The organism is Actibacterium sp. MT2.3-13A (assembly GCF_018139985.1).
Classification (GTDB): Bacteria; Pseudomonadota; Alphaproteobacteria; order Rhodobacterales; family Rhodobacteraceae; genus JAGSOU01.
In genome coordinates this window covers 154,463-176,996 of sequence record NZ_JAGSOU010000004.1, presented here as the reverse complement: position 1 = coordinate 176,996, position 22,534 = coordinate 154,463, and the positions used below count along the sequence as shown (strand labels likewise).

Genomic DNA, 22,534 nt, shown 5'->3' with positions numbered 1-22,534 from the left:
TCTCTCCACTGAAATCGTTGCGGGCAGGCTAGCAAAATCCAGGATTGCACGGCATTGGGGAAAAATGCCTAACTGCTTCAAGAAAAACCTAAGAATGCGCGATGGCCTATCTCGATAACGTCAAGACCTTCGTCCGGGTCTATGAACTGGGCAGCATGTCGGCGGCGGCGCGCGATCTGCGGATCTCGGCGGCGGTGGCCTCGGCGCGGATCTCGCAGCTGGAGGAGCATCTCAACGTCCGCCTGTTCCAGCGCACCACCCGCATGCTGAACCCGACCGAGCAGGGCAACCTGTTCTATCGCGGCGCCTGCAAGATCCTGGAGGCCGTGGACGAGGCCGAGGCCGAGATCAACAACGTCACCCTGATGCCGCGCGGCTCGCTCTATGTCGCGGCGCCGCTGGGGCTGGGGCGGCGGCTGATCGCGCCGAGGGTGCCGGCCTTCAAGGCGGCCTATCCGCTGATCGACATCCGCCTGCGCCTGTCCGACCGCAAGCTCGACCTCGCGGCGGAGGGGCTGGACGTGGCGTTCTTCCTCGGCGTGCCCGAGGATTCGGCACTGCGGATGCGCAAGATCGCCGATTGCCCGCGGGTGCTTTGCGCCGCGCCCGAGTATCTGGCGCGCAAGGGCTGGCCGGAGACGCCGGGGGCGCTGACCGATGGCCGCCACGACTGTCTGAACCTGCGCTATCCCGGCGCGTCCGAGTTCCAGTGGCCGTTGGAGACGCCGGAGGGCGTCAAGCGCTTCGCCGTGACCGGGCCGTTCGAATCCGACGACGGAGATGTGCTGACCGGCTGGGCACTGGAGGGGCACGGGATCATCCTGAAGCCGGTGTTCGAGGTGGCCCATCACCTGAAGGCCGGCCGGCTGGTGCCGGTGCTGGAGGATACGCCGCCGGTGCCGGTGCAGATGGGCTGCCTGTTCATCCACCGCCGCCGGCAGGACCCCAAGACGCGGCTGTTCATCGACTTCATGGCCGAGCACATCGCGGCGGCGATGGCGGGGGTGTAGATGGGGCGGCCTTTGTGACCGGCCGTGACTTGGTTCCGCCCGGGGCGCAATCCGGCCCTCTGTAGAATGTGTGGCCGGCTGAACGGATCAACGGCCTCAACTCCCCCGATAGGTCGAATAGCCGAAGGGCGACAGCAGCAGCGGCACATGGTAATGCGCCGCCTCCGACATGCCGAAGCGGATCGGGATCACGTCCAGAAAGCGCGGGCTTTCCGGCGCGGCGCCGCTGGCGTCCAGATAGGCGCCGGCGTGAAAGACCAGTTCATAGGTGCCGGGCGCGAATTCGGCCTCGGGCAGGATCTGCGCGTCCGTGCGCCCGTCGGTATTGGTCGTCAGCGTGCGCAGATGGGTGCGCTGCGCGCCCTCGATGCGATACAGCTCGATCCGCAGCCCCTGCGCGGGGCATCCGCGGGCGGTGTCCAGAACATGGGTGGTCAAATATCCGGCCATAGGCTCTCTCCGTGACGCGTTCGCGGGCATATTGCCGGGCGCGGCGCCCGCTGACACCGTGTTCTTCCCTATAGCTCCTTCAAAAATTTACAGAAAGAAAAAGCCATTATCCTGCCCTACAACGAAATGAGCAGAAGGAGACCGGAACGTGACGCGCTATCCCCGTGACATGCGCGGATACGGGGCCAATCCCCCCGATCCGAAATGGCCCGACGGGGCCAGGATCGCCGTGCAATTCGTGATCAATTACGAGGAAGGCGGCGAGAACTGCGTCCTGCACGGCGACGCGGCCTCCGAAGCGTTCCTGTCCGAGATCGTGGGCGCCGCGCCCTGGCCGGGGCAGCGCCACTGGAACATGGAATCGATCTACGAATACGGCGCACGCGCGGGGTTCTGGCGGCTGCATCGGCTGTTCCGCGAATACGCCATGCCCGTCACCGTCTACGGCGTGGCGAGCGCGCTCGCCCGCAGCCCCGAGCAGGTCCGCGCCATGCAGGACGCAGGCTGGGAGATCGCCAGCCACGGGCTGAAATGGATCGACTACAAGGATCACACCCGTGAGGCCGAGCGCGCCGACATGGCCGAGGCCATCCGCCTGCACGCCGAGGTCACCGGGGCGCGCCCGCGCGGCTGGTACACCGGGCGCTGCTCGGAGCACACGGTGGCGCTGGCGGCCGAGGAGGGGGGCTTCGACTATGTGGCCGATTCCTACGCCGACGACCTGCCCTATTGGGTGCGGGTGGGGGACCGCGACCAGCTCATCCTGCCCTACACGCTCGACTGCAACGACATGCGCTTTGCCACCCCGCAGGGCTTCAACTCGGGCGACCAGTTCTTCGCCTATCTGCGCGACAGTTTCGACGCGCTTTATGCCGAGGGGCTGAACGGCGCGCCCAGGATGCTGTCGATCGGGCTGCATTGCCGGCTGGCGGGCCGACCGGGGCGGGTGATGGCGTTGCGCCGGTTCCTCGATGACGTCGCCTCCAAGCCCGATGTCTGGGTCGCGCGCCGCATCGACATCGCCCGGCACTGGCAGAAGACCCACCCGCCGGTGCATTTCGAGCGCCCCTCGCAGATGGGGCGCGAAACCTTCGTGGCGCGCTTCGGCGGCGTGTTCGAGCATTCCTCCTGGATCGCCGAACGCGCCTATGACCTCGAACTCGGTCCCGCGCATGACAGCGCCATCGGGCTGCACAATGCGCTTTCCCGCGTTTTCCGCTCTGCCAGCGAGGCGGAGCGTCTGGGCGTGCTGACCGCCCATCCCGACCTTGCCGGGAAACTGGCCGCCGCCGGCCGGCTGACGGCGGAGTCGACCGCCGAGCAGTCGGGCGCGGGGCTCGACGCCCTGACCGACGCGGAGCGCGAAACCTTCCAGCGCCTCAATGCCTCCTATGCCGAAAAACACGGCTTCCCCTTCATCATCGCGGTGCGCGACCACGACAAGCCTTCGATCCGCGCAGCGTTTGAGCGCCGCATCGGCAGCGACCGCGCGACCGAGTTCGCCGAGGCCTGCCGCCAGGTCGAGCGCATCGCGGAGCTGCGGCTGAAGGACCTGCTGCCGTGACCGCGCGCCGCCTGCGAACCCGGCCCCTGACGGCCGAGGGCTTCGCCCCCTATGGCGATGTGATCGAGGCGCGCGGCGCGCCGGACAGGATCATCAACCAGGGGCTTTGCGGACGGCATAACGATCTGGCCAAACTCGATTTCTCAGGCGGGCGCGCGGGCATCAGCCTGTTCGACGCGACAGCGCGGCAGCTGCCCCTGACCGTCGAGATGGTCGAGCGCCATCCCGCGGGCAGCCAGGCCTTCATCCCGCTCGACGGGGCGCGGTTCGTGGTGGTGGTGGCCGATGACGCGGGCGGGGCGCCGGGCGCGCTGCACGCCTTCATGGTGCAGCCGGGGCAGGCGGTGAACCTGCATCGCGGCACCTGGCACGGCGTGCTGACGCCGCTGGACACGGATGGCCGCTTCGTCGTTGTCGACCGCATCGGACCGGGGCCCAACCTGCAGGAGCACTGGTTCGACGCCCCCTACATCATCGAAAAATGAAATGAGCCGCCAAAAGGCGGCCGTCTGCACAACGACAACAGGGAGACCCGAGATGGCAGACACTTCCATCGGGACGCCGGAACAGCTGCGCGATCCCAACTACACCCCGCCACTGGCCAAGGCCATTCCGCTGGGTATCCAGCATGTGATGGCGATGTTCGTGTCGAACGTCACGCCTGCGATCATCGTGGCCGGGGCGGCCGGGTTCGGCTTCGGCTCGAACTCGCCCGACTTTCCCGAACTGCTCTACATGATCCAGATGTCGATGCTGTTCGCGGGCGTGGCCACGCTGTTGCAGACCGTGACCGTCGGCCCGGTCGGCGCCGCGCTTCCGATCGTGCAGGGCACCAGCTTCGCCTTTCTGCCGGTGATGATCCCGCTGGTGGCGGGCAAGGGGGTGGACGCGCTGGCGGCACTGTTCGGCGGGGTGGTCATCGGCGGGATATTCCACGCCGCGCTGGGCTCGGTCATCGGCCGGATCCGCTTCGCCCTGCCGCCGCTGGTCACCGGCCTGGTGGTCACGATGATCGGGCTCGCGCTGGTCAAGGTCGGCATCCAGTATGCCGCGGGCGGGGTGCCCGCGATCGGCACGCCGGAATACGGCAGCCTGCTGAACTGGTCGGCGGCGCTGGTGGTGATCTTCGTCACGCTGGGACTGAAGTTCTTCGCCCGAGGGATGCTGTCGATCTCGGCGGTGCTGGTGGGGCTTCTGGTGGGCTATGTCTATGCGATCGCGGTGGGCATCCTGTCGGTGGAGGCGATTACCGGATCCTGGACCCGCGCCGCGGCCTTTTCGCTGCCGCAGCCCTTCAGATACGGGTTCGAATTCTCAGCCGCCGCGGTGATCGGCTTCTGCCTGATGGCCTTCATCTCGGCGATCGAGACGGTGGGCGACGTCTCGGGCATCACCAAGGGCGGCGCCGACCGCGAGGCGACCGACAGGGAAATCTCCGGCGCCACCTATGCCGACGGGCTCGGCACCGCGATCGCGGGGGTCTTTGGCGGGCTGCCCAACACCTCCTTCAGCCAGAACGTGGGTCTGATCGCCATGACCGGCGTTATGAGCCGCCATGTGGTGACCGTGGGCGCGATCTTCCTGATCATCTGCGGGTTGGTGCCCAAGGTGGGCGGCGTGATCCGCACCGTGCCGATCGAGGTGCTGGGCGGCGGCGTGATCGTGATGTTCGGCATGGTGGTGGCCGCGGGCATCTCGATGCTGTCGGACGTGGACTGGAACCGCCGCAACATGGTGATCTTCGCCATCGCGCTGTCGGTGGGGCTGGGCCTGCAACTGGAGCCCGGCGCGGTACAGCACCTGCCCGACACCGCACGCATCCTGATGACCAGCGGGCTTCTGCCCGCCGCCCTGATCGCCATCGTGCTGAACCTGGTGCTGCCCGAGGAACTGACCGAGGAGGCGACGGAGCAGGTGGCCGGCGGCCTGTCCGGTGCCGGCCATTTCAGCAGCAAGCCCGGCGCGTCACGCTGATTGGAGGTGCCGCCCGGCGGCAACGCCGGACGGTGCCCATCGCTCGGGGCGGGCGCTGCCCTCCCCTGCGGCAAGCCGCCCTCGTCAGGCCCGAAAAAAAGGCCCGGCGATATCGCCGGGCCCCGCCTGTCCGTGAGTGGTGGGCGGTTTAGAAATCCACCTCGATCGCCACGCCCTTTTCCAGCGCCAGATCGACCGCGGCCGAGGCCACGGCGAGGTCCTGCAGGCCGACGCCGGTGCCGTCGAACAGCGTCACCTCGTCCGCGCTGGTGCGGCCCGGATGGGTGCCGTTGATGACCGCGCCGATCTCGGTGATGGCGTCCTCGCCGATCAGGCCCTGCGCCACCGCGTGCTGGCATTCGCCGATGCTGGTGGCTTGCGCCACCTCGTCGGTGAACAGCGTCGCGCGGGCGACCAGGGCCGCCTCGACCTCCTGCTTGCCCTTGGTGTCGGTGCCCATGCAGGCGATATGGGTGCCGCCCTTGACCTGCGCGTCCATCAGGATGGGGTCGAAGCTGGAGGTGATGGTGATGATCACGTCGGCCTCGGCGCCCAAGCGGTCGAGATCCACCGCCTCGAAGGGCAGGCCCAACTCGGTCGCGGTCTCTTCCAGGCGGCCCAGCATCTCGGGATGCATGTTCCAGCCGATCACGCGGTCGAAATCGCGCTGCTTGACGGCGGCGCGCATCTGGAAGGCCGATTGGTGGCCGGCGCCGATCATGCCCAGCACCTTGGAGTCCTTGCGCGCCAAGTGCTTGATCGAGACCGCCGAGGCTGCGGCGGTGCGCAGCGCGGTCAGCAGGTTGCCGCCCACGGCGGCCTTGAACCGACCCGTGTCGGGGTCGAACAGGAAGACGGTGGACTGGTGGTTGATCAGCCCCTTTTCGAGGTTGTTGGGCCAATAGCCGCCGGCCTTCAGCCCCAGCACCAGCCCCGCGCGGTCGAAGCCCGACTTGAAGCCGTAGAGCGCGTCCTCGTGGCCGATCGCCTCGCGGATGACGGGGAAGTTGTAGGCATCGCCGCGCGCCATCGCGCCAAAGACGGCTTCGACGGCGTCAAAGGCGGCTTCGGGCGAAATCAGTCCGGCGATTTCCTTTTCAGGGACGATGATCATGCAAGACACTCCGATTATTCACAGAAAAATCGAGGGCCGTCAGGCCCCCGATCAATGCGCCCGCCGGGGCGAAGCTTAGTAGGCCTTGCCGCGGGCCGAGACCGGCCACAGGCATTCGACCTTGCCACCCCGCACGCCGACATACCAGTCATGCACGTTACAGGTCGGATCGCAATGCCCCGGCACCAGCTTCAGCTTCTCGTTGATCTTCAGCACGCCGTTGGGATCGGAGATGACGCCGTGCTCGTCCGAGCACTTGATGTATTCCACGTCGTCGCGGCCGTAGATGAAGGGCAGGCCGCTGTCGACCGACTGCGCCTTGAGGCCGGCGTCGCAGATCGCCTTGTCGGGCTTGGCGTGGCTCATCACCGAGGTCAGGATGAACAGCGCGTTTTCCCATTCGCCCTGGTCGATGCGCTTGCCGTCCTTGTCATGGATGCGGCCGTAATCGGCGTCCATGAAGGCGTAGGAGCCGCACTGGAGCTCGTTGTAGACGCCCGAGGTGCCCTCGAAATAATAGGAGCCGGTGCCGCCGCCGCCGACGATGTCGCAGTCCAGCCCATCGGCCTTCAGGCCCTCGACGGCATCGGCCACCTGGGCCACGGCGATCTCGATCTTGGCCTTGCGGTCCTCGTATTTGTCGAGGTGCTGCATCGCGCCCTGGTAGGCCTGGATGCCCGAGAACTTCAGCCCCTCGGCGGCGTCGATCGCCTTGGCGATGGCCACCACGGCCTCGGTGGTGGTCACGCCGCAGCGGCCCGCGCCGCAGTCGATCTCGACCAGGCATTCGATCTGGGTGCCGTGCTTTTGCGCCGCCGCCGACAGGTCAGCCACGTTGTCGATGTCATCGACACAGACGATGGTGCGCGCGCCCAGCTTGGGCAGGCGGGCCAGGCGGTCGATCTTGGCCGCATCGCGCACCTGGTTCGACACCAGGATGTCCTTGATGCCGCCGCGGGCGAAGACCTCGGCCTCGCTGACCTTCTGGCAGCACACGCCGCAGCTGTCGCCGAGGCGCTCCTGCAGCTTGGCCACGTCCACCGACTTGTGCATCTTGCCATGCACGCGGTGGCGCACGCCCATCTCTTTCACCAGCTTGCCCATCTTCGCGATGTTGCGCTCCAGCGCGTCGAGGTCCAGCACCAGGCAGGGGGTCTGGATGTCGGCCGCGTCCATGCCGGGCAGGGCGGGGACGTCAAAGCCCACTTCGAGGCCGTCGAAATTCGTATCTGCGTTCATGATACTCTCCGTTGTCAGGCTTTGATCCAGGGCAGCTTGTCGAGATCGACATTGCCGCCCGTGACGATGACGCCGACGCGCTTGCCGGCGAACTTGTCCTTGTTCTTCAGGATGGTGGCCAGCGGCACGGCGCTGCTGGGCTCCATCACCGTCTTCATGCGCTGCCAGGTCAGCTTCATCGCGTCGACGATCTCGGGGTCCGAGGCGGTCAGGATGTCGGTGACGTGGTTCGACACGAAATGCCAGGTCAGTTCCTTGAGCGGAACCTTCAGACCGTCGGCGACGGTCTGCGGCGCGTCGTCGGCGATGATGTGGCCGGCCTTGAAACTGCGGTAGGCGTCGTCGGCCTGCTCGGGCTCGGCGGCGTAGATCTCCACGTGGGGCGCGAGGTTCGACAGCGTCAGGCAGGTGCCGGACACCATGCCGCCGCCGCCGATCGGGGCCACGACCGCGTCCAGCCCCTCGACCTGTTCCATCAGCTCCTTGGAGCAGGTGCCCTGGCCCGCGATCACCCGCGGGTCGTTGTAGGGGTGCACGAACTCGGCCCCGGTTTCGGCCTGCACCTCGGCGAACACCGCCTCGCGCGACGAGGTCGAGGGCTCGCATTCGGTGATGATCCCGCCATAGCCGCGCACGGCGTCCTTCTTGGCCTGCGGCGCGGTGCGCGGCATGACCACATGGCAGGGGATGCCGCGGCGGCCGGCGGCATAGGCCAGCGACAGCGCGTGGTTGCCCGAGCTGTGCGTCGCCACGCCCTTGCTGGCGGTCTCCTCGTCCAGCCCGAATACCGCGTTCGAGGCGCCGCGGACCTTGAAGGCTCCGGCCTTCTGGAAGTTCTCGCATTTGAAGAACAGTTCGGCCCCGGTCAGCTCGTTCAGATAGGTCGAGGTCAGGACCGGCGTGCGGTGGATGTAGGGCTTGATGCGCTCATGCGCGATCAGCATGTCGGCGAGGGTGGGGATATACATGGTGCTCGTATCCTTCATCATGCGGCCTTTGCGGCGGCGTTCGGCTCGGCCCGGTAGATCTCCTGCGCGGCGGCCACGCCCGAGCCCAGGCGCACCGGCAGGCCGAGATCGACCATGGCCATCTCGGCGGTGGCCAGCCCCGACAGCGTCATCACGTCGGTCAGGCTGCCCAGATGCCCGATGCGGAACACCTTGCCCGCAACTTCGCCCAGGCCCGCGCCAAAGGCCACACCGTATTTCTCGGCGGCCAGCGAAACAATTCGGCCCGCGTCGAAGCCCGCCGGCGTGCGGATCGCGCTGACCGTGTCGGAATAGAGATCCGGCGACTGGGCGCACAGCTCAAGCCCCCAGGCGGCGACGGCGGCGCGCACGCCCTCGGCGATGCGGTGATGGCGGGCGAAGACGTTTTCCAGCCCCTCGGCCAGCAGCATCTCGGTCGACAGCTTCAGCCCGTTCAGCAGGCCCACGGCGGGGGTGTAGGGATAGGCGTTCGCGGCGTAGCCCTTGGCCATGTCGCGGATGTCGAAGAAGGTGCGCGGCAGGCGCGCGGCATCGACCGCAGCCATCGCCTTGGGCGAGAAGGCGGCGATGCCCAGCCCCGCCGGCAGCATGAAGCCCTTCTGCGAGCCGGTCACGGCGATGTCCACGCCCCATTCGTCCATCCGGAAATCGACCGAGGCGATGGAGCTGACGCCATCGACCAGCAGCAGCGCGGGGTGGCCGGCGGCATCCATCGCGCGGCGCAGCGCGGCGATGTTCGACAACACGCCGGTCGCGGTCTCGTTATGGGTGGCGAGCACCGCCTTGATGCGGTGGCCGGTGTCGGCGGCCAGGATCTCGCCGTAGCGGTCGGCCGGCAGGCCGTCGCCCCAGGGGGCCTCGATCACCTCGACCTCCAGGCCGTGGCGCTGACACATGTCGATCCAGCGGTGGCTGAACATGCCGTTGCGCGCGGCGACGACCTTGTCGCCCGGGCTCAGCGTGTTGGTGATCGCGGTCTCCCATCCGCCGGTGCCGGTCGAGGGGAAGATGAAGACCTCGGCCTTCGCGCTTTTCAGCACCTTTTTCACGCCGTCGCGGGCGGGGTGCAGGATGTCGGCGAACAGCGACGAGCGGTGGTCCACCGTCGGCATGTCGACCGCGCGGCGCAGTTCTTCCGGCATGTTGGTCGGGCCGGGGATGAAAACGGGGTTCTGGAAGCTCATGGGGCTTTCCTCCTCTGACTTTCGGGCCAATGTAGGGGAGCGCCAGCGGTGTGCCAATTTTTTTGAAAACGTTTTTCAAAAAACATAAATCCCTCAAAAATGACTTTAAAACAATGCCTTCGATTTTTTCACTGGTCAGAACGTATTTTCAAAATATGATGGGTGCGACACTGACGCCCGCCAGGAGGCCATCGCGATGCCAACGCCCGCCCGCCGCAAGGGCCGCCCCAAGGGGTTTGATTCGAAGCCCGCGCAAAGCACGATCCAGTCGTTGGAACGCGCCCTGAACGTGCTCGATGCGCTGGCCCGCAGCGGCGGGCTGACGCTGAGCGAACTGTCCGAGGAACTCGACCAGTCGCCGGCCACGATGTATCGCGTGCTCTCCACGCTGGAGGCGCACGAGATCGTCGAGACCGACCCGCAGACCCAGGCCTGGCATATCGGGCCCGCGGCGTTCCGCCTCGGCTCGGCCTTCCTGCGCCGCACCAGCGTGGTCGAGCGCTCACGCCCCGTGATGCGCGCGCTGATGGAGGCCACGGGCGAGACTTCGAACCTCGGGGTGGAGCGCAACGGCGACGTGATGTTCCTCAGCCAGGTGGAGACGCATGAATCGATCCGCGCCTTCTTTCCGCCCGGCACGCTGTCGCCGATGCATGCCTCGGGCATCGGCAAGGCGCTGCTCAGCCTCTACGACGACGAGCGCGTCGCGCGGCTCCTGCGCCTGCGCCCGATGGAGCGGTTTACCGACAAGACCATCGCCGAGCCGCAGGCGTTGATGGCGGAGCTCGCCGCCATTCGGCAGCGAGGCTATTCCGTGGACGACGAGGAAAAGACTACCGGCATGCGTTGCGTGGCCGCCCCCATCGTCAACCTGCACGGCGAGCCGGTGGCGGGGATCTCGGTCTCCGGCCCGTCGATCCGCATGCCACCCGAGGTGGTGGCCCGCTTCGGCGCGCTGGTGAAGGAGGCCGCGGCCGAGGTCTCGCGCGGGCTGGGCGCCCCCGAGGCGGATTAACGCCCCGGAGGGTGCAGTTTCATGTGCCGGTTCACGTCCTTGTAGAGCAGGTAGCGGAACGGCCCCGGCCCGCCGGAATAGCAGGCCTGCGGGCAGAAGGCGCGCAGCCACATGAAATCGCCCGCCTCGACCTCGACCCAGTCCTGGTTGAGGCGGTAGACGCCCTTGCCCTCCAGCACATAGAGCCCGTGCTCCATCACATGGGTCTCGGCAAAGGGGATGACTCCGCCGGGCTGGAAGGTGACGATGGTCACATGCATGTCGTGGCGCAGGTCGGCGGGATCGACGAAGCGGGTGGTGACCCATTTGCCCTCGGTGTCGGGCATGGGGGTGGGGGCAATGTCGTTTTCGTTGGTCACGAAGGGCTCGGGCGCGTCCAGCCCGGGCAGCTTCTCATAGGCCTTGCGGATCCAGTGGAACTGGGCCGGGCCGTCGCCGCGGTTGTGCAGGGTCCATTCCGCCCCGGCGGGGATATAGGCATAGCCGCCCGCCGCCATCTCGTGTGTCGCGCCGCCGAGAGTCAGCGTCACGCGGCCGCCGACCACGAACAGCGCGGCCTCGGCAGCGGGGTCGGTCTCGGGCCGGTCGCTGCCGCCGCCCGGGGCGACCTCGGCGATATATTGCGAGAAGGTCTCGGCGAAGCCCGACATCGGCCGCGCGATCACCCAGAACCGCGCGCCCTGCCAGAACGGCAGCAGGCTGGCCACGATATCGGTGAAGGTGCCTTTGGGGATCACCGCGTAGGCGGTGGTGAACATCGCCCGGTCGGTCAGGATCTGAGTCTGCGGCGGCAAGCCGCCCTGCGGGACGTGATAGCTGCGTTCGGGCATGGGGCCTTCCTTTTTGGTCTCGGCGCATTGAACCCCGCGTGCGACGGGCGTGCCAGTGCTTTCCGGGCCGGGAAAGCCTGAAGGATTGATCGGAAAATCCTGAAAATGCCGTGGTGTTTGATGCCGCGCCCCGCCGCGCGTAATGTGCCCGCGAATGGCAGGGAGCGCCGGACATGATCGCATATCTCGCCGGTTGGGCGCGGAAGAAGGACAGCCTGTTCGCCTCGGTGGCCGAGGCGGCGGGGGGCGGCGTGCGCCTGCCCCTGATCGGGCTGTCGCTGCGCGGATTTCCCGAAAGCGGGGCGCGGGCGCGCGCGGCGCTGGCGGTGGCCAAGCGTCAGCCGAAGGGCGCGCTGGGGCGTGCGCTGAAATTCGCGCTGATCTGGATGCAATACAACTGGGCGCGGCGCTATTTCGCGGGTCACCCGGGGCGGGTGGCGATGTGCTGGAACGGGCTGACGGGCTCGCGCCGGGCCTTCATGGAGGGCGCGCGCGATGCCGGCGCCCCCCGCCTCTATGCCGAGCTTGCCCCGTTTCCCGGCCGGGTGACGCTGGACCCCGAGGGGGTGAACGCTGCCAATTCGGTGCCGCGCGATCCGCAGTTCTTCCGCGACTGGGCGGCGGGCGCGCCCGGGAGGCAGGGCGAGGGCTGGCGGCGTTTGGGCGCGAACCTGACCGCGCGCGCCTCGCGCCGGGCGGATGTCACGCAGGGCGGGGCGGAGGCGCTGGCCGACGTCGGACCGTTCCTTTTCGTGCCGTTGCAGGTGCCCAACGACAGCCAGATCACGCTGTTCGCGGGCTGGGTGCGCTCGGTCGAGGGGATGCTGGCGGCGCTGGCCGAGGCGTCGGAGAACCTGCCCGAGGGCTGGCATGTCCGCATCAAGGAGCACCCCTCGGCCCGCGCCTCGCTGGCGGACCCTCTGGCTGCGGCGGTGGCCCGCGCCGGGGGGCGGCTGGTGGTGGACAACCGGACCGACACCTTCGAACAGGTCAAGGCCAGCAGCGGGGTAATCACCATCAATTCCTCGGTGGGGTTGCAGGCGTTCTTCCACGACAAGCCGGTGATCGCGCTGGGCGAGGCGTTCTTCGCCATCGAGGGGCTGGTGCATGTGGCCGACAGCCCCGGGCGGCTGGCCGCGCTGCTGCGCGCGCCGGGCGGCCTGGGCTTCGATCCGGCGCTCCGGGCGGGGTTCATGAGCTACCTCGATCAGGTCTACTATCCGCGCGTGACCGAGGACGCCGCCGGCAACCTCGCCATCGCGCCCGAGGACGCCCGCGCCAGGCTGGCCGCCGCAACCGCAGGAAAATAAGGCCGCTGCCCCTTTTACTGCCCCGGCCTTTCTTGTATGGCTGCGCGCCAGTCGCAATGACGAATAGGAGAGCCGATATGGGCTACAAGATCGCCGTCGTTGGCGCCACGGGCAACGTGGGCCGCGAAATGCTGAACATCCTGGCCGAGCGCCAGTTCCCCGTTGACGAGATCGCAGCGCTTGCCTCCCGTCGCTCTCTGGGAACCGAGGTGAGCTTCGGCGATGCAACCCTCAAGACCCGGGACCTGGAGCAGTTCGACTTCTCCGGCTGGGATATCGCGCTGTTCGCCATCGGCTCGGACGCGACCAAGGAATACGCCCCCAAGGCCGCCAAGGCCGGCTGCGTGGTGATCGACAACTCGTCGCTCTACCGCTACGACCCGGACGTGCCGCTGATCGTGCCCGAGGTGAACCCCGACGCGATCACGGGGCATTCCAAGAAGAACATCATCGCCAACCCCAACTGCTCGACCGCGCAGATGGTGGTGGCGCTCAAGCCGCTGCACGACCGCGCGCGGATCAAGCGCGTGGTGGTCTCGACCTACCAGTCGGTCTCGGGCTCGGGCAAGGAAGCCATCGACGAGCTGTGGAACCAGACCAAGGGCATGTATGTGCCGGGCCAGGAAGTGGCGCCGAACGTCTATCCCAAGCAGATCGCCTTCAACGTGATCCCGCATATCGACGTCTTCCTCGAGGACGGCTCGACCAAGGAAGAGTGGAAGATGGTCGCGGAGACGAAAAAGATCGTCGATCCGTCGATCAAGGTCACCGCGACCTGCGTGCGCGTGCCGGTCTTCGTCGGCCATTCCGAGGCCATCAACATCGAGTTCGAGGAGTTCCTCGACGAGGACGAGGCGCGTGACATCCTGCGCGAGGCGCCGGGCATCATGGTCGTCGATAAGCGCGAGCCGGGCGGCTACATCACGCCGGTCGAATGCGTCGGCGATTTCGCCACCTATATCAGCCGCATCCGCCAGGACAGCACGATCGAGAACGGCATCAACCTGTGGTGCGTGTCCGACAACCTGCGCAAGGGCGCGGCCCTGAACGCGGTGCAGATCGCCGAGCTGCTGGGTCAGCGCGTCCTGAAGAAGGGCTGATTTCCGCCGGCCCGGCCGGGCCCGCGATCCGCCGTTGCATTGCCGGCCAAGCTGGCCAAGACTGCCCCCGATTGATTTGCTCATTCGGGGGCTTTCCATGTTCGCTCGCCTGTCTCTTTCCCTCGCCGCCCTGCTGGCCGCCGGCCACGCCCTGGCCGGGGATTTCCAGACCACCGCGCCGATCCGCGCGGTGACGGTTTATCCGCAGGGGGCGCAGCTGACGCGCGAGATCACGCTGGAACTGCCCGCCGGAACCCATCGCGTGCTGCTGCCCGCGCCCGGCGCCGACCTGTGGCACAGCCCGCCGCGGGTGCGCGCGGGGGAGGGCACGGCGATCGGGGCGCTGACCCTTCTGGGCGGGCATGTCGCGGACGCCGAGACCGTCTATCTGCCGCAGCAGGCCGCGGCGCTGGCCGCGCTGGAGGCCGCCGAGGACGCGCTCGATGACGCGCGCGACCGGCAGGCTGCGAAACAGGCCGAGCTGGCCGCGGCCGAGGCGCGGCTGACCTTCCTCTCCTCCGTTTCCGGCGGCGCGCTGGAAAACCTCGCGCCCGAGGCGCTGAGCCAGACCGCCGCGATGATCGGGCAGGAGACCGCCCGCGCCCGCACCGAGATCGCCGCGCTCCGCCCCGCGCTGCGCGCGCTGGCGGAGGAGATCGAGGATCTAGAGGGCGCCCGCGCCCAGGCGCGCCGCGATCTCGACGCGCTCAGCCCGCCGGAGGGGCCGGTGGACATGCTGGCCATCGCCGTCGAGCAGGTCGCGGCCGGGACCGCCACGCTGGAGATCCGCGAATTCGTGCAGGACGCCGGCTGGGCGCCCGCCTACGACCTCCGCCTGACCCGCGGCGCGGCGCCGGGGCTGGAACTGGCGCGCAAGGTGGTGCTGGCGCAGGAGACCGGCGAGCCCTGGCTCGACGTGGACCTCGCGTTGTCCACCGCCGACCCCTTCGCCCAGATCGAGCCGACCGATCCCTATCCGAACCGGGCCGTGATCCGCCCCAAGGGCCAGCTGCTGCGCGGCGCGCCGGAAAAGATGGCTGGCGACGCGATGGAGGCGGCGCCGGCGATGGCCGAGCCCGCGCCGATCGTCGCCGCCGGAACGCTGGCCGCCGACGGCATCACCGTGACCTACAGCTATCCGCGCAAGGTCAGCATCCCGGCGCTGGGCGACGGCCTGATCCTGGAGCTCGACCGCTTCGCTCTCGATCCCGAGGTGACGCTGCGCGCCACGCCGCGCCATGACGACACCGCCTTCATCATGGCCGAATTCACCAACACCACCGGCGAGCCACTGCTGCCGGGATCCGCCGCGCTCTACCGCGACGGCACCTATGTGGGCGCGGCCGATCTGGACATGATCCCGGCCGGCGGCGACGAGACCGTCTCCTTCGGCGCGATGGAGGGGATCCGGCTGGACTGGAGGGCGTTGCGCACCGATACCGGAGACACCGGAATCGTGGCGCGCAAGAACGCGCGCGAGGAGGCGCTGGAATTCAGCGTCGAGAACCTGACCGGCAAGGCCGAGGAGGTTCTGACCCTCTTCGCGCTGCCGTTCTCGGAGCAGGAGGATCTGAAGATCCGCACCACCACCCGCCCCGAACCGGACGAGACCGATTACGACAAGGATCGCGGCGTGGGCGCCTGGCGCCTGACCCTCGCGCCCGGCGAGAAACGGACCGTGCGCGTGGACGTGGCCCTGAACTGGCCCGACGATCAGGAGCTTTACTGGCAGCCCTGAGGGCGCCGCGCCCGGCCGGGCCGTCAGACCGCCAGGAAGCTGCCGTCCTCGGGGTCGTAATATTCCAGCGCGCCGCTGCTGATGTCGATCCACAGCCCGTGCACAGAGAGCGTGTCATTCGCCACCGCCTCCTGCACGAAGGGGAAGGTCATCAGGTTCTGCAGCGAGACCAGAACGCCCTCCTTCTCCAGCTGGCGCAGCCGCGCGGGCTCGTCGGCGTCGGCGGGCAGGCGGTCGTAGCCGGGGCGCAGAAGGTCCATCCAGCGGCCGATGAAGCTAGTCTTCTCCTCCAGCGCCGGGGCGTGGCCGGCGCACATGTCATGGCAGCCCTTCACGCCGCCGCAGTTGGAATGGCCCAGCACGATCAGGTTAGCGACCTTGAGCACGCTCACCGCGTATTCCACCGCGGCCGATGTGCCGTGGTGGTCGCCGTCGGGCTCGTAGGGCGGCACCAGGTTGGCGATGTTGCGATGCAGGAAGATCTCGCCCTGATCGGCGCTGAAAAGCGAGGTCACGTTCACCCGCGAATCGCAACAGGCGATGACCATCGCGCGCGGCCGCTGGCCTTCCTCGGCGAGGCGTCGGTACCAGACCTTGTTCTCGGAATAGGTTGTGGCTTTCCAGCCCTGATAACGCTGGACAAGATAGGCCGGCAGGGGCCGGGCCTGCGGGGGGATATCGGTGTCGTTCTTCATAGCTCTTTCTCTATGGTGCATTTGTCCGAAATTCGAGAAATTTCTGCACTGCAAAGAAACCCTTTCTTGACCGCTCTGGCCCAGTCTCGCCGCCATGGGGCGCCGGAAACCGAAGCGAGGGATGTTTTGCCTGCGATAAGAATGCTTTGCCGGGAAGAGCCGCTCAGGCTCGACCCCGAGGGGCTGGCCGCGCTCTATCTCGAGATCGGCGAGGCGCGCGCGCCGGAGGTGCTGGCCGAGGCCCTGCGCGATCTCGCGGAGGGGGTGGCGCGCGCCCGGGAGCTGCGGCGCGACGGGCGGCTGTTCGACCTGGCCCTCTGCGCCGACCGGCTGGAGCGGATTGCCGGGGCGATCGGGCTGACCGGTCTCGCCCGCGTCGCCGCCGATGTCGCCGACCTGAGCGAGAGCGGCGACCGCGCCGCCCTGGCCGCCACGCTGGCGCGTCTGGACCGGGTCGCGCACCAGTCGCTGAGGATGATCTGGCGGTTGCAGGAGATGTCGGGATGATCGCCGCTTGCGGGCCGGTGCGGGCGCGCTACTGTGGAACTCCCGATCCAGCCGGAGATTGCCATGACGTCCCTGACCTTCGCCCCCGCCGATGCCCTGTCCGTGCCGCTCCATGTGGTCGAGGAGGGCGCGCTCGACGCCCTTGTGACGCGCCTGCCCGCGCCGCAGGCGGCCTGGCTGCGCAGCACCGGCTTCGCCGCCAGGCTGGGCGAGGTGCAGCTGCTGGCGGGCGCGGATGGCGCGCTGGAGGGCGCGGTGGCGGGCTATGGCAGCGCGAAGACCCGCGCGCGCGGGCGTTTTCATCTGGCGGGGGCCGCCGCGAAGCTGCCGGCCGCGATCTACCATCTGGAGACCGCCCTGACCGGCGCGGCGCTGGAGGAGGAGGCGCTGGGCTGGCTGTTTTCGCTCTACCGTTTCGACCGCTACAAGGCGCAGGAGAACGGCGGCGCGCTGCTCAAGGCGCCCGCGGGCGTGAATGCCGCGCGGCTGGAGGCGATCGCGGCGGGCGAGGCGCTGACCCGCGACCTGATCAACACCCCCGCCTCCGACATGGGGCCGGAGGCGCTGGAGGATGCGCTGTTCGCGCTGGCCGCCCGCCACGGCGCCGAGGCGAGCGCGATTCGCGGCGACGACCTGCTGAAGCGGAACTTCCCGATGATCCACGCCGTGGGCCGGGCCGCGGCCAGCGCGCCGCGCCTGCTGGAGATGCGCTGGGGTAATGCTGGCCCGCGGCTGACGCTGGTGGGCAAGGGTGTGTGCTTCGACACCGGCGGGCTGAACCTGAAGCCCGCCGCTTCGATGGGCCTGATGAAGAAGGACATGGGCGGGGCGGCCACGGTGATGGGGCTCGCGCACATGATCATGGCGCTCAACCTGCCGCTGCGGCTGCGGGTGCTGGTCCCGGCCGTGGAGAACAGCGTCTCGGGCGCGTCGTTCCGCCCGCAGGACATCCTGACCTCGCGCAAGGGGCTGACGGTGGAGATCAACAACACCGATGCCGAGGGCCGGCTGGTGCTGGCCGACGCGCTGGCGCTGGCCGATGAGGAGGAGAGCGACCTGCTGGTCTCGATGGCGACGCTGACGGGCGCGGCGCGGGTGGCCGTTGGCCCCGATCTGGCGCCCTTCTACACCGATGCCGAGGCCGCCGCGCAGGCGCTCAGCGCCGCGGCGGGGCAGGTGGCCGACCCGGTCTGGCGCCTGCCTTTCCACGAGCCCTACGAGAAGATGATCGAGCCCGGCATCGCCGATCTCGACAACGCGCCCTCGGGGGGCTTCGCCGGCTCGATCACCGCCGCGCTGTTCCTGCGCCGCTTCGTCGAGCGCGCGCCCTACATGCATTTCGACATCTACGGCTGGCAGCCCAACGCCGCCCCAGCCCGGCCCAAGGGCGGGGTCGGGCAGGGCGCGCGCGCGCTGCTGCAGGCGCTGCCGCAGATCCTGGACCTCTAGGCGATGGACCGCCGCCTGACCCCGGCCAATGCCCGCGTCGCGCTGGAGGGCTGGCAGGACCGCGTCAGCGCGCCCCGCTTCGTGCCCGGCGAGCCCGGCCGCCTGACCCGCCCGGTGGCCGACCTGCTGGCCGAGCCGGGCGGGCGGCGCGAGCGTCAGCTGGTGTGGGGCGATCCCTTCACCGTGCTGGAGCGGCACCAGGGCTTCGCCTTCGGGCAGTCGGGCAAGGACGGCTATGTCGGTTACATCGACGAGGCCGCGCTGGGCCCTGCGATCGACGCCACCCACCGCGTCGCGGTGCCCGCCAGCCACGCCTATCCCGCGCCGGACATGAAGGCGCACGAGGTGATGGGCCTGTCCTTCGGCGCGCGGCTGCGCGTGGTCTCTGCCTCCGGCGCGTTTTTCGAGACCGCCGAGGGCTATTTCGTGCCCAAGCCCCACCTGCGCCCGCTCAACGCGCCCTTCGCCGATCCGGTGACGGTGGCGCAGATGCATTTCGGGGTGCCCTATCTATGGGGCGGCAACTCGGTCTGGGGGATCGATTGCTCCGGGCTGGTGCAGGCGGCGCTGCTGGCGGCGGGCATCGCCTGCCCCGGCGACAGCGACATGCAGCAGGCCGCGCTGGGCCGGGCCCTGCCGCCGGGCACGCCGCCCGAACGGGGCGATCTGTTTTTCTGGAAGGGCCATGTGGCGCTGGCGGTGGATGGCGAGACCATGATCCACGCCAATGCCTACAGCATGTCGGTGGCCTATGAGCCCATCGCCGATGCCTGCGCCCGGATCGAGGCGCAGGGCGATGGCCCCCTGACCGCGCACAAGCGGCTTTAGTCGACGGCGCGGATCAGTTTCTTCTCAAGAACGCGCAGCACGGTCTTCAGCTCGTGCCCGCGTTTCAGGATCTGCCCGTCCATCCCGATCACCGCATAGATCCCCTGCCGGCCGCGCAGGCGGGGGCGTTTCTCGATACGGTAGAGCGGGTGCTCGGCGGTGCGCCGGAAGATCGAGAACACCGCCACCTCGCGCAGGCAGGAGATGCCGTAGTCGCGCCATTCGCCGGCGGCGACCATGCGGCCGTAAAGCGTCAGGATCACCCCCAGCTCGGCCCGGTCGAAGCTGACCTGCTCGGGCGCGCGGGCGCCGGGAAAGGGCGTGGGGGGCTGAACATTCATGGCGCGAATCTGAACCCGAACCGGGCGCAAATCAAGCTTTGCCCCTGTTTTGCCCGGAAATCACCCGCGGAATATCCCGCGCGCGGCCATCTGCTGCCCGGATTCGGAGGGATATTGGATCCATAGCGAAACGACGCTTGCCCCGGTGGCGCGGATATTTCAGTCCCCACCCAGCCCGTGCCACCGGGGGTTTCAACGGAACGGCCCCTGCCTTTCGAGGCGGGGGCTTTCTTTTTCTCAGGCGAACTGCCCGTGGCAGAACCACCCCGGGGACAGCGCCGCGCCGTGGGCGTAGAACAGCCACAACCGCGCGCCGCCCTCGGTCTCCACCCGCCAGTAATCGCGCACGCCCGAGCGCCAGTCGGGCTCGTCCAGCCACCATTCCGGCGCGATGCGCTCGGGCCCCTGGGCCGAGGCCAGGGCGAATTCACGCCGCCGCCAGCGGAAGCGCGCGGGCAGGGCGGGGCTGTCGGGGGCGGTGACGGGTTCGGGCCGGTTCAGCAGCAGCGGGCGCGGCGCCTGCGGCGCGGGCCAGTGGGCGCAGGGCTGCGACCAGGCGGCGGCCAGGGTCTGGAACCCCTTTTCCGGGATATGGCTGTCGCCGGGATGGACCCGGGTGATCGCCTCCAGCCCCACCCGCGCGCCGATCCGGCCGATCAGATCCTCGAGCGCGGTATCGCCCTCCAGCCGGTCGCGCGCGGCGCGGGCGGCCTCTCTGTGGCCGGTGTATTGGCGGGCATGAACGGGCTCGGTCACGGGCGCCTCCAGCCGCAGCCGGTCGATGCCGAAGCCCGCCTCCACATCGCCCATCCTCAGCATCAGCAGCGGGCGGATGCGCCCCGGCTCGGCGGTGGGCTGGGCGAGGCCCACCTCAAGGCTCTGCATGCTGTGATCGGCACGGAACAGCTGCAACCTGACACGCCGCGCCCCGCGCCCCTTCTCGCGCAGCCTGGCGCAGAGCGGCGGCAGCAGCCGGTTGAGCCCGGCCAGGATGTCCTCCTCCAGCCCGATCGGGTCGGGCAGCGTCAGGCGCACCGCGAAATGCGCGGGCGGGCGCGCGGGCGACACCGGCTCGGGTACCACGCCCAGGGCCTGGTCCAGCCGCAGCACCGCCTCGCGCCCGAAGCGGCGCGACAGTGCCGCGCGCGGCATGCCGAGGATGTCGTCGATCCGGCGCAGCCCGAGGCGGGCGAGCGCTGCCACCGTCTCGGCCGGCAGGCGCAGCGCCGAAAGCGGCAGCGGCCCGATCGCCTGCCGGGTCTGGCCCGGCGCGGCGATGGCAGCCTGCCGGTTGTCGGGCGCATCGGGCAGGGGGGCGGCCCCGCCCCGCGTCCAGTGCCGCCTCGCCGCGCGCGCGCGGGTCGCCCGCGCCTCCTGCTCGATCGCGTCGCCCGAGCGGATCGCGGCCACGTCCCGGCCCGCGAACCGCGCCAAGGCCCAGGCCGCGCCCGGCGTGTCGGCCAGCCCCGCCCGCAGGCTCAGCCCCAGATCGGCGCAATCCTCCTGCGCGCGGGCCAGAAGCCCCTCTTCGCCGCCGAAGAGATGCGCGCAGCCGGTCAGGTCGATCACCAGCCCCGAGGGCGGCAGTTCGGCCACCCAGGGCGAGAACTTGCCCGCCCAGCGGCGCAGCGCGGTCAGGAAGGCGGCCTCGGCCTGCGGGTTCTCGATCCGCGTGCGCAGATCGGGGCACATGGCCTGCGCGTCGCGCAGCGGCTGGCCCGGGCGCAGCCCTGCCGCCTCGGCCGCGGGGTTCAACGCGGCCAGCAGCTGGCTGTTGTGCTCATTGCGCAGCACCGCGAAGGGGCCGCCGGGGTCGCCCTCAAGGCGCAGCACCCGGTCGGCGGCCAGCCGCGGAAACCAGAGCGAGAGGAATCGGCGTTGGGGCATGGCGAGAGAATGTTCTTGTTTTGTTCAAGAATACCACGACCCGCCCCGGAGTCGAGTCCGCCCGCCGCCGTTCTCACCCTGTCGGCGGTCGTTGAGGCGTTGCACCCGACCGGGCTTTCGCCCATTCTTGGCGCAACCCGAAAACGGAGGAATACCCATGAAAACCCGTGCCGCCGTGGCCTGGAAGGCCGGCCAGCCGCTGGACGTGACCGAGGTCAATCTCGAAGGACCCCGCGAAGGGGAAGTGCTGGTCGAGATCAAGGCCACCGGGATCTGCCACACCGACGAATTCACCCTCTCGGGCGCCGACCCGGAGGGGCTGTTCCCCGCCATCCTCGGGCATGAGGGCGCGGGCGTGGTGGTCGATACCGGCCCCGGCGTGACCAGCGTGAAGAAGGGCGATCATGTGATCCCGCTCTACACGCCCGAATGCCGCGAATGCGAATACTGCCTGAACCCGAAAACCAATCTGTGCCAGTCGATCCGCACGACCCAGGGGCAGGGGGTGATGCCCGACGGCAGTTCGCGCTTCTCGACCCTCGATGGCGACCCGATCCTGCATTACATGGGCACCTCGACCTTCTCCAACTACACGGTGCTGCCCGAAATCGCGGTGGCCAAGATCCGCGAGGACGCCCCCTTCGACAAGGTCTGCTACATCGGCTGCGGCGTGACCACGGGCGTGGGCGCGGTGATCAACACCGCCAAGGCCGAGCCGGGCTGCCGCGCCATCGTCTTCGGCCTCGGCGGGATCGGGCTGAACGTGATCCAGGGCCTGCGCCTGATCGGCGCCGACCAGATCGTGGGCGTGGACCTGAACCCCGCGAAACGCGCGATGGGCGAGCGTTTCGGCATGACCGATTTCGTCAACCCGGCAGAGGTCGAGGGCGATCTGGTGCCCTATCTGGTGAACCTCACCAAGGGCGGCGCCGACTACACTTTCGACGCCACCGGCAACGTGAACGTGATGCGCACCGCGCTGGAGGCCAGCCACAAGGGCTGGGGCGAATCGATCATCATCGGCGTCGCCCCCGCGGGTGCCGAGATCTCCACCCGCCCGTTCCAGCTGGTCACCGGCCGGTCGTGGCGCGGCACCGCCTTCGGCGGCGCGCGCGGCCGCACCGACGTCCCCAAGATCGTGGACTGGTACATGCAGGGCAAGATCGAGATCGACCCGATGATCACCCACACGCTGAGCCTCGACGAGATCAACAAGGGCTTCGACCTGATGCATGCCGGCGAATCGATCCGCTCGGTGGTGGTTTACTAACCTGCCCTCAGCCCCCATTTAGGGGGCAACGCATTCAAAA

Annotated in this window: 21 protein-coding genes; 12 read left to right on the top strand and 9 right to left on the bottom strand. The window is 68.8% G+C overall.

Features of this window, described 5'->3' with window-relative positions; genetic code table 11:
• Positions 1-101: 101 nt before the first annotated feature.
• Positions 102-1,010 (top strand): LysR family transcriptional regulator, encoded by a 909-nt coding sequence (locus tag KCI33_RS05860; RefSeq protein WP_212523827.1) that lies wholly within the window; start codon positions 102-104, stop codon positions 1,008-1,010.
• A gap of 96 nt (positions 1,011-1,106) precedes the next feature.
• On the opposite strand, the gene uraH is transcribed toward KCI33_RS05860, so the two are convergent.
• A complete protein-coding gene (uraH, locus tag KCI33_RS05855) occupies positions 1,107-1,460 on the bottom strand; it encodes a hydroxyisourate hydrolase (RefSeq protein WP_212523826.1) in 354 nt (117 codons plus the stop codon).
• A 148-nt stretch (positions 1,461-1,608) separates the two neighbouring features.
• On the opposite strand from uraH, the gene puuE reads away from it, so the two are divergent.
• From puuE to KCI33_RS05840, 3 genes are read left to right on the top strand one after another with little or no spacing between them, the layout of a single operon-like run.
• Positions 1,609-3,024, top strand: a complete 1,416-nt coding sequence (gene puuE / locus KCI33_RS05850) for an allantoinase PuuE (RefSeq protein ID WP_349252183.1) — start codon at positions 1,609-1,611, stop codon at positions 3,022-3,024.
• Positions 3,021-3,509, top strand: coding sequence for an ureidoglycolate lyase (locus tag KCI33_RS05845; RefSeq protein WP_212523825.1), 489 nt, complete (start codon positions 3,021-3,023; stop codon positions 3,507-3,509). The genes puuE and KCI33_RS05845 overlap by 4 nt, the downstream gene beginning before the upstream one ends.
• 52 nt (positions 3,510-3,561) lie before the next feature.
• Complete coding sequence (locus KCI33_RS05840) at positions 3,562-4,998, top strand: nucleobase:cation symporter-2 family protein (RefSeq protein WP_212523824.1); 1,437 nt, start codon at positions 3,562-3,564, stop codon at positions 4,996-4,998.
• Positions 4,999-5,146: 148 nt separating this feature from the next.
• Here the strand turns inward: KCI33_RS05840 and bhcD are convergent, their stop codons facing one another.
• The 4 genes from bhcD to bhcA form a co-directional block, all read right to left on the bottom strand.
• Positions 5,147-6,112, bottom strand: coding sequence for an iminosuccinate reductase BhcD (bhcD, locus tag KCI33_RS05835; RefSeq protein ID WP_212523823.1), 966 nt, complete (start codon positions 6,110-6,112; stop codon positions 5,147-5,149).
• A gap of 75 nt (positions 6,113-6,187) precedes the next feature.
• Positions 6,188-7,351, bottom strand: a complete 1,164-nt coding sequence (bhcC, locus tag KCI33_RS05830; protein WP_212523822.1) for a 3-hydroxy-D-aspartate aldolase BhcC — start codon at positions 7,349-7,351, stop codon at positions 6,188-6,190.
• Positions 7,352-7,365: 14 nt separating this feature from the next.
• Positions 7,366-8,337 (bottom strand): beta-hydroxyaspartate dehydratase BhcB, encoded by a 972-nt coding sequence (bhcB, locus tag KCI33_RS05825; RefSeq protein WP_212523864.1) that lies wholly within the window; start codon positions 8,335-8,337, stop codon positions 7,366-7,368.
• Positions 8,337-9,524 (bottom strand): L-aspartate--glyoxylate aminotransferase BhcA, encoded by a 1,188-nt coding sequence (bhcA, locus tag KCI33_RS05820; protein WP_212523821.1) that lies wholly within the window; start codon positions 9,522-9,524, stop codon positions 8,337-8,339. Before bhcA ends, bhcB begins: the two co-directional genes overlap by 1 nt.
• 196 nt (positions 9,525-9,720) lie before the next feature.
• Between bhcA and bhcR the strand changes: the two genes are divergently transcribed.
• On the top strand, positions 9,721-10,539 hold the full coding sequence (bhcR, locus tag KCI33_RS05815; protein ID WP_212523820.1) for an HTH-type transcriptional regulator BhcR: 819 nt from the start codon (positions 9,721-9,723) through the stop codon (positions 10,537-10,539).
• On the opposite strand, the gene KCI33_RS05810 is transcribed toward bhcR, so the two are convergent.
• Complete coding sequence (locus KCI33_RS05810) at positions 10,536-11,369, bottom strand: bifunctional allantoicase/(S)-ureidoglycine aminohydrolase (protein ID WP_212523819.1); 834 nt, start codon at positions 11,367-11,369, stop codon at positions 10,536-10,538. The genes bhcR and KCI33_RS05810 overlap by 4 nt on opposite strands.
• 173 nt (positions 11,370-11,542) lie before the next feature.
• Between KCI33_RS05810 and KCI33_RS05805 the strand changes: the two genes are divergently transcribed.
• From KCI33_RS05805 to KCI33_RS05795, 3 genes are all read left to right on the top strand, one after another.
• Positions 11,543-12,679, top strand: coding sequence for a capsular biosynthesis protein (locus KCI33_RS05805; RefSeq protein ID WP_212523818.1), 1,137 nt, complete (start codon positions 11,543-11,545; stop codon positions 12,677-12,679).
• A 77-nt stretch (positions 12,680-12,756) separates the two neighbouring features.
• Positions 12,757-13,779: an aspartate-semialdehyde dehydrogenase gene (locus KCI33_RS05800; RefSeq protein ID WP_212523817.1), complete on the top strand. Its 1,023-nt coding sequence runs from the start codon at positions 12,757-12,759 to the stop codon at positions 13,777-13,779.
• 97 nt (positions 13,780-13,876) lie between these two features.
• Entirely contained in the window at positions 13,877-15,517 is a 1,641-nt protein-coding gene (locus KCI33_RS05795; RefSeq protein ID WP_212523816.1) for a DUF4139 domain-containing protein, read from the top strand.
• A 23-nt stretch (positions 15,518-15,540) separates the two neighbouring features.
• Here KCI33_RS05795 and KCI33_RS05790 read toward each other — a convergent pair whose 3' ends face one another.
• Complete coding sequence (locus KCI33_RS05790) at positions 15,541-16,212, bottom strand: carbonic anhydrase (protein WP_249138925.1); 672 nt, start codon at positions 16,210-16,212, stop codon at positions 15,541-15,543.
• 141 nt (positions 16,213-16,353) lie between these two features.
• Between KCI33_RS05790 and KCI33_RS05785 the strand changes: the two genes are divergently transcribed.
• The 3 genes from KCI33_RS05785 to KCI33_RS05775 all read left to right on the top strand — a co-directional run bounded on the left by KCI33_RS05785 (position 16,354) and on the right by KCI33_RS05775 (position 18,996).
• Entirely contained in the window at positions 16,354-16,719 is a 366-nt protein-coding gene (locus KCI33_RS05785; protein ID WP_212523814.1) for a hypothetical protein, read from the top strand.
• Positions 16,720-16,782: 63 nt separating this feature from the next.
• Complete coding sequence (locus tag KCI33_RS05780) at positions 16,783-18,168, top strand: leucyl aminopeptidase family protein (RefSeq protein WP_212523813.1); 1,386 nt, start codon at positions 16,783-16,785, stop codon at positions 18,166-18,168.
• 3 nt (positions 18,169-18,171) lie between these two features.
• Complete coding sequence (locus tag KCI33_RS05775) at positions 18,172-18,996, top strand: C40 family peptidase (protein ID WP_212523812.1); 825 nt, start codon at positions 18,172-18,174, stop codon at positions 18,994-18,996.
• Here the strand turns inward: KCI33_RS05775 and KCI33_RS05770 are convergent.
• Entirely contained in the window at positions 18,993-19,337 is a 345-nt protein-coding gene (locus tag KCI33_RS05770) for a DUF2794 domain-containing protein (protein WP_212523811.1), read from the bottom strand. The genes KCI33_RS05775 and KCI33_RS05770 overlap by 4 nt on opposite strands.
• A 237-nt stretch (positions 19,338-19,574) precedes the next feature.
• The gene (locus tag KCI33_RS05765) at positions 19,575-21,224 is read right to left on the bottom strand and encodes a DNA polymerase Y family protein (protein ID WP_212523810.1); all 1,650 of its coding nucleotides are present in this window, start codon (positions 21,222-21,224) and stop codon (positions 19,575-19,577) included.
• A gap of 157 nt (positions 21,225-21,381) precedes the next feature.
• Between KCI33_RS05765 and KCI33_RS05760 the strand changes: the two genes are divergently transcribed.
• Positions 21,382-22,494, top strand: a complete 1,113-nt coding sequence (locus tag KCI33_RS05760; protein WP_212523809.1) for an S-(hydroxymethyl)glutathione dehydrogenase/class III alcohol dehydrogenase — start codon at positions 21,382-21,384, stop codon at positions 22,492-22,494.
• The last annotated feature ends 40 nt before the right edge of the window (positions 22,495-22,534 follow it).

Excerpts from the sequence above, each read along its gene's own strand:
- KCI33_RS05860 (WP_212523827.1), top strand. The coding sequence starts at position 102 with ATGGCCTATCTCGATAACGTCAAGACCTTCGTCCGGGTCTATGAACTG.
- uraH (WP_212523826.1), bottom strand. The coding sequence starts at position 1,460 with ATGGCCGGATATTTGACCACCCATGTTCTGGACACCGCCCGCGGATGC.
- KCI33_RS05840 (WP_212523824.1), top strand. The coding sequence starts at position 3,562 with ATGGCAGACACTTCCATCGGGACGCCGGAACAGCTGCGCGATCCCAAC.
- bhcD (WP_212523823.1), bottom strand. The coding sequence starts at position 6,112 with ATGATCATCGTCCCTGAAAAGGAAATCGCCGGACTGATTTCGCCCGAA.
- bhcC (WP_212523822.1), bottom strand. The coding sequence starts at position 7,351 with ATGAACGCAGATACGAATTTCGACGGCCTCGAAGTGGGCTTTGACGTC.
- bhcB (WP_212523864.1), bottom strand. The coding sequence starts at position 8,337 with ATGAAGGATACGAGCACCATGTATATCCCCACCCTCGCCGACATGCTG.
- bhcA (WP_212523821.1), bottom strand. The coding sequence starts at position 9,524 with ATGAGCTTCCAGAACCCCGTTTTCATCCCCGGCCCGACCAACATGCCG.
- bhcR (WP_212523820.1), top strand. The coding sequence starts at position 9,721 with ATGCCAACGCCCGCCCGCCGCAAGGGCCGCCCCAAGGGGTTTGATTCG.
- KCI33_RS05810 (WP_212523819.1), bottom strand. The coding sequence starts at position 11,369 with ATGCCCGAACGCAGCTATCACGTCCCGCAGGGCGGCTTGCCGCCGCAG.
- KCI33_RS05805 (WP_212523818.1), top strand. The coding sequence starts at position 11,543 with ATGATCGCATATCTCGCCGGTTGGGCGCGGAAGAAGGACAGCCTGTTC.
- KCI33_RS05800 (WP_212523817.1), top strand. The coding sequence starts at position 12,757 with ATGGGCTACAAGATCGCCGTCGTTGGCGCCACGGGCAACGTGGGCCGC.
- KCI33_RS05795 (WP_212523816.1), top strand. The coding sequence starts at position 13,877 with ATGTTCGCTCGCCTGTCTCTTTCCCTCGCCGCCCTGCTGGCCGCCGGC.
- KCI33_RS05790 (WP_249138925.1), bottom strand. The coding sequence starts at position 16,212 with ATGAAGAACGACACCGATATCCCCCCGCAGGCCCGGCCCCTGCCGGCC.
- KCI33_RS05785 (WP_212523814.1), top strand. The coding sequence starts at position 16,354 with ATGCTTTGCCGGGAAGAGCCGCTCAGGCTCGACCCCGAGGGGCTGGCC.
- KCI33_RS05780 (WP_212523813.1), top strand. The coding sequence starts at position 16,783 with ATGACGTCCCTGACCTTCGCCCCCGCCGATGCCCTGTCCGTGCCGCTC.
- KCI33_RS05775 (WP_212523812.1), top strand. The coding sequence starts at position 18,172 with ATGGACCGCCGCCTGACCCCGGCCAATGCCCGCGTCGCGCTGGAGGGC.
- KCI33_RS05770 (WP_212523811.1), bottom strand. The coding sequence starts at position 19,337 with ATGAATGTTCAGCCCCCCACGCCCTTTCCCGGCGCCCGCGCGCCCGAG.
- KCI33_RS05765 (WP_212523810.1), bottom strand. The coding sequence starts at position 21,224 with ATGCCCCAACGCCGATTCCTCTCGCTCTGGTTTCCGCGGCTGGCCGCC.
- KCI33_RS05760 (WP_212523809.1), top strand. The coding sequence starts at position 21,382 with ATGAAAACCCGTGCCGCCGTGGCCTGGAAGGCCGGCCAGCCGCTGGAC.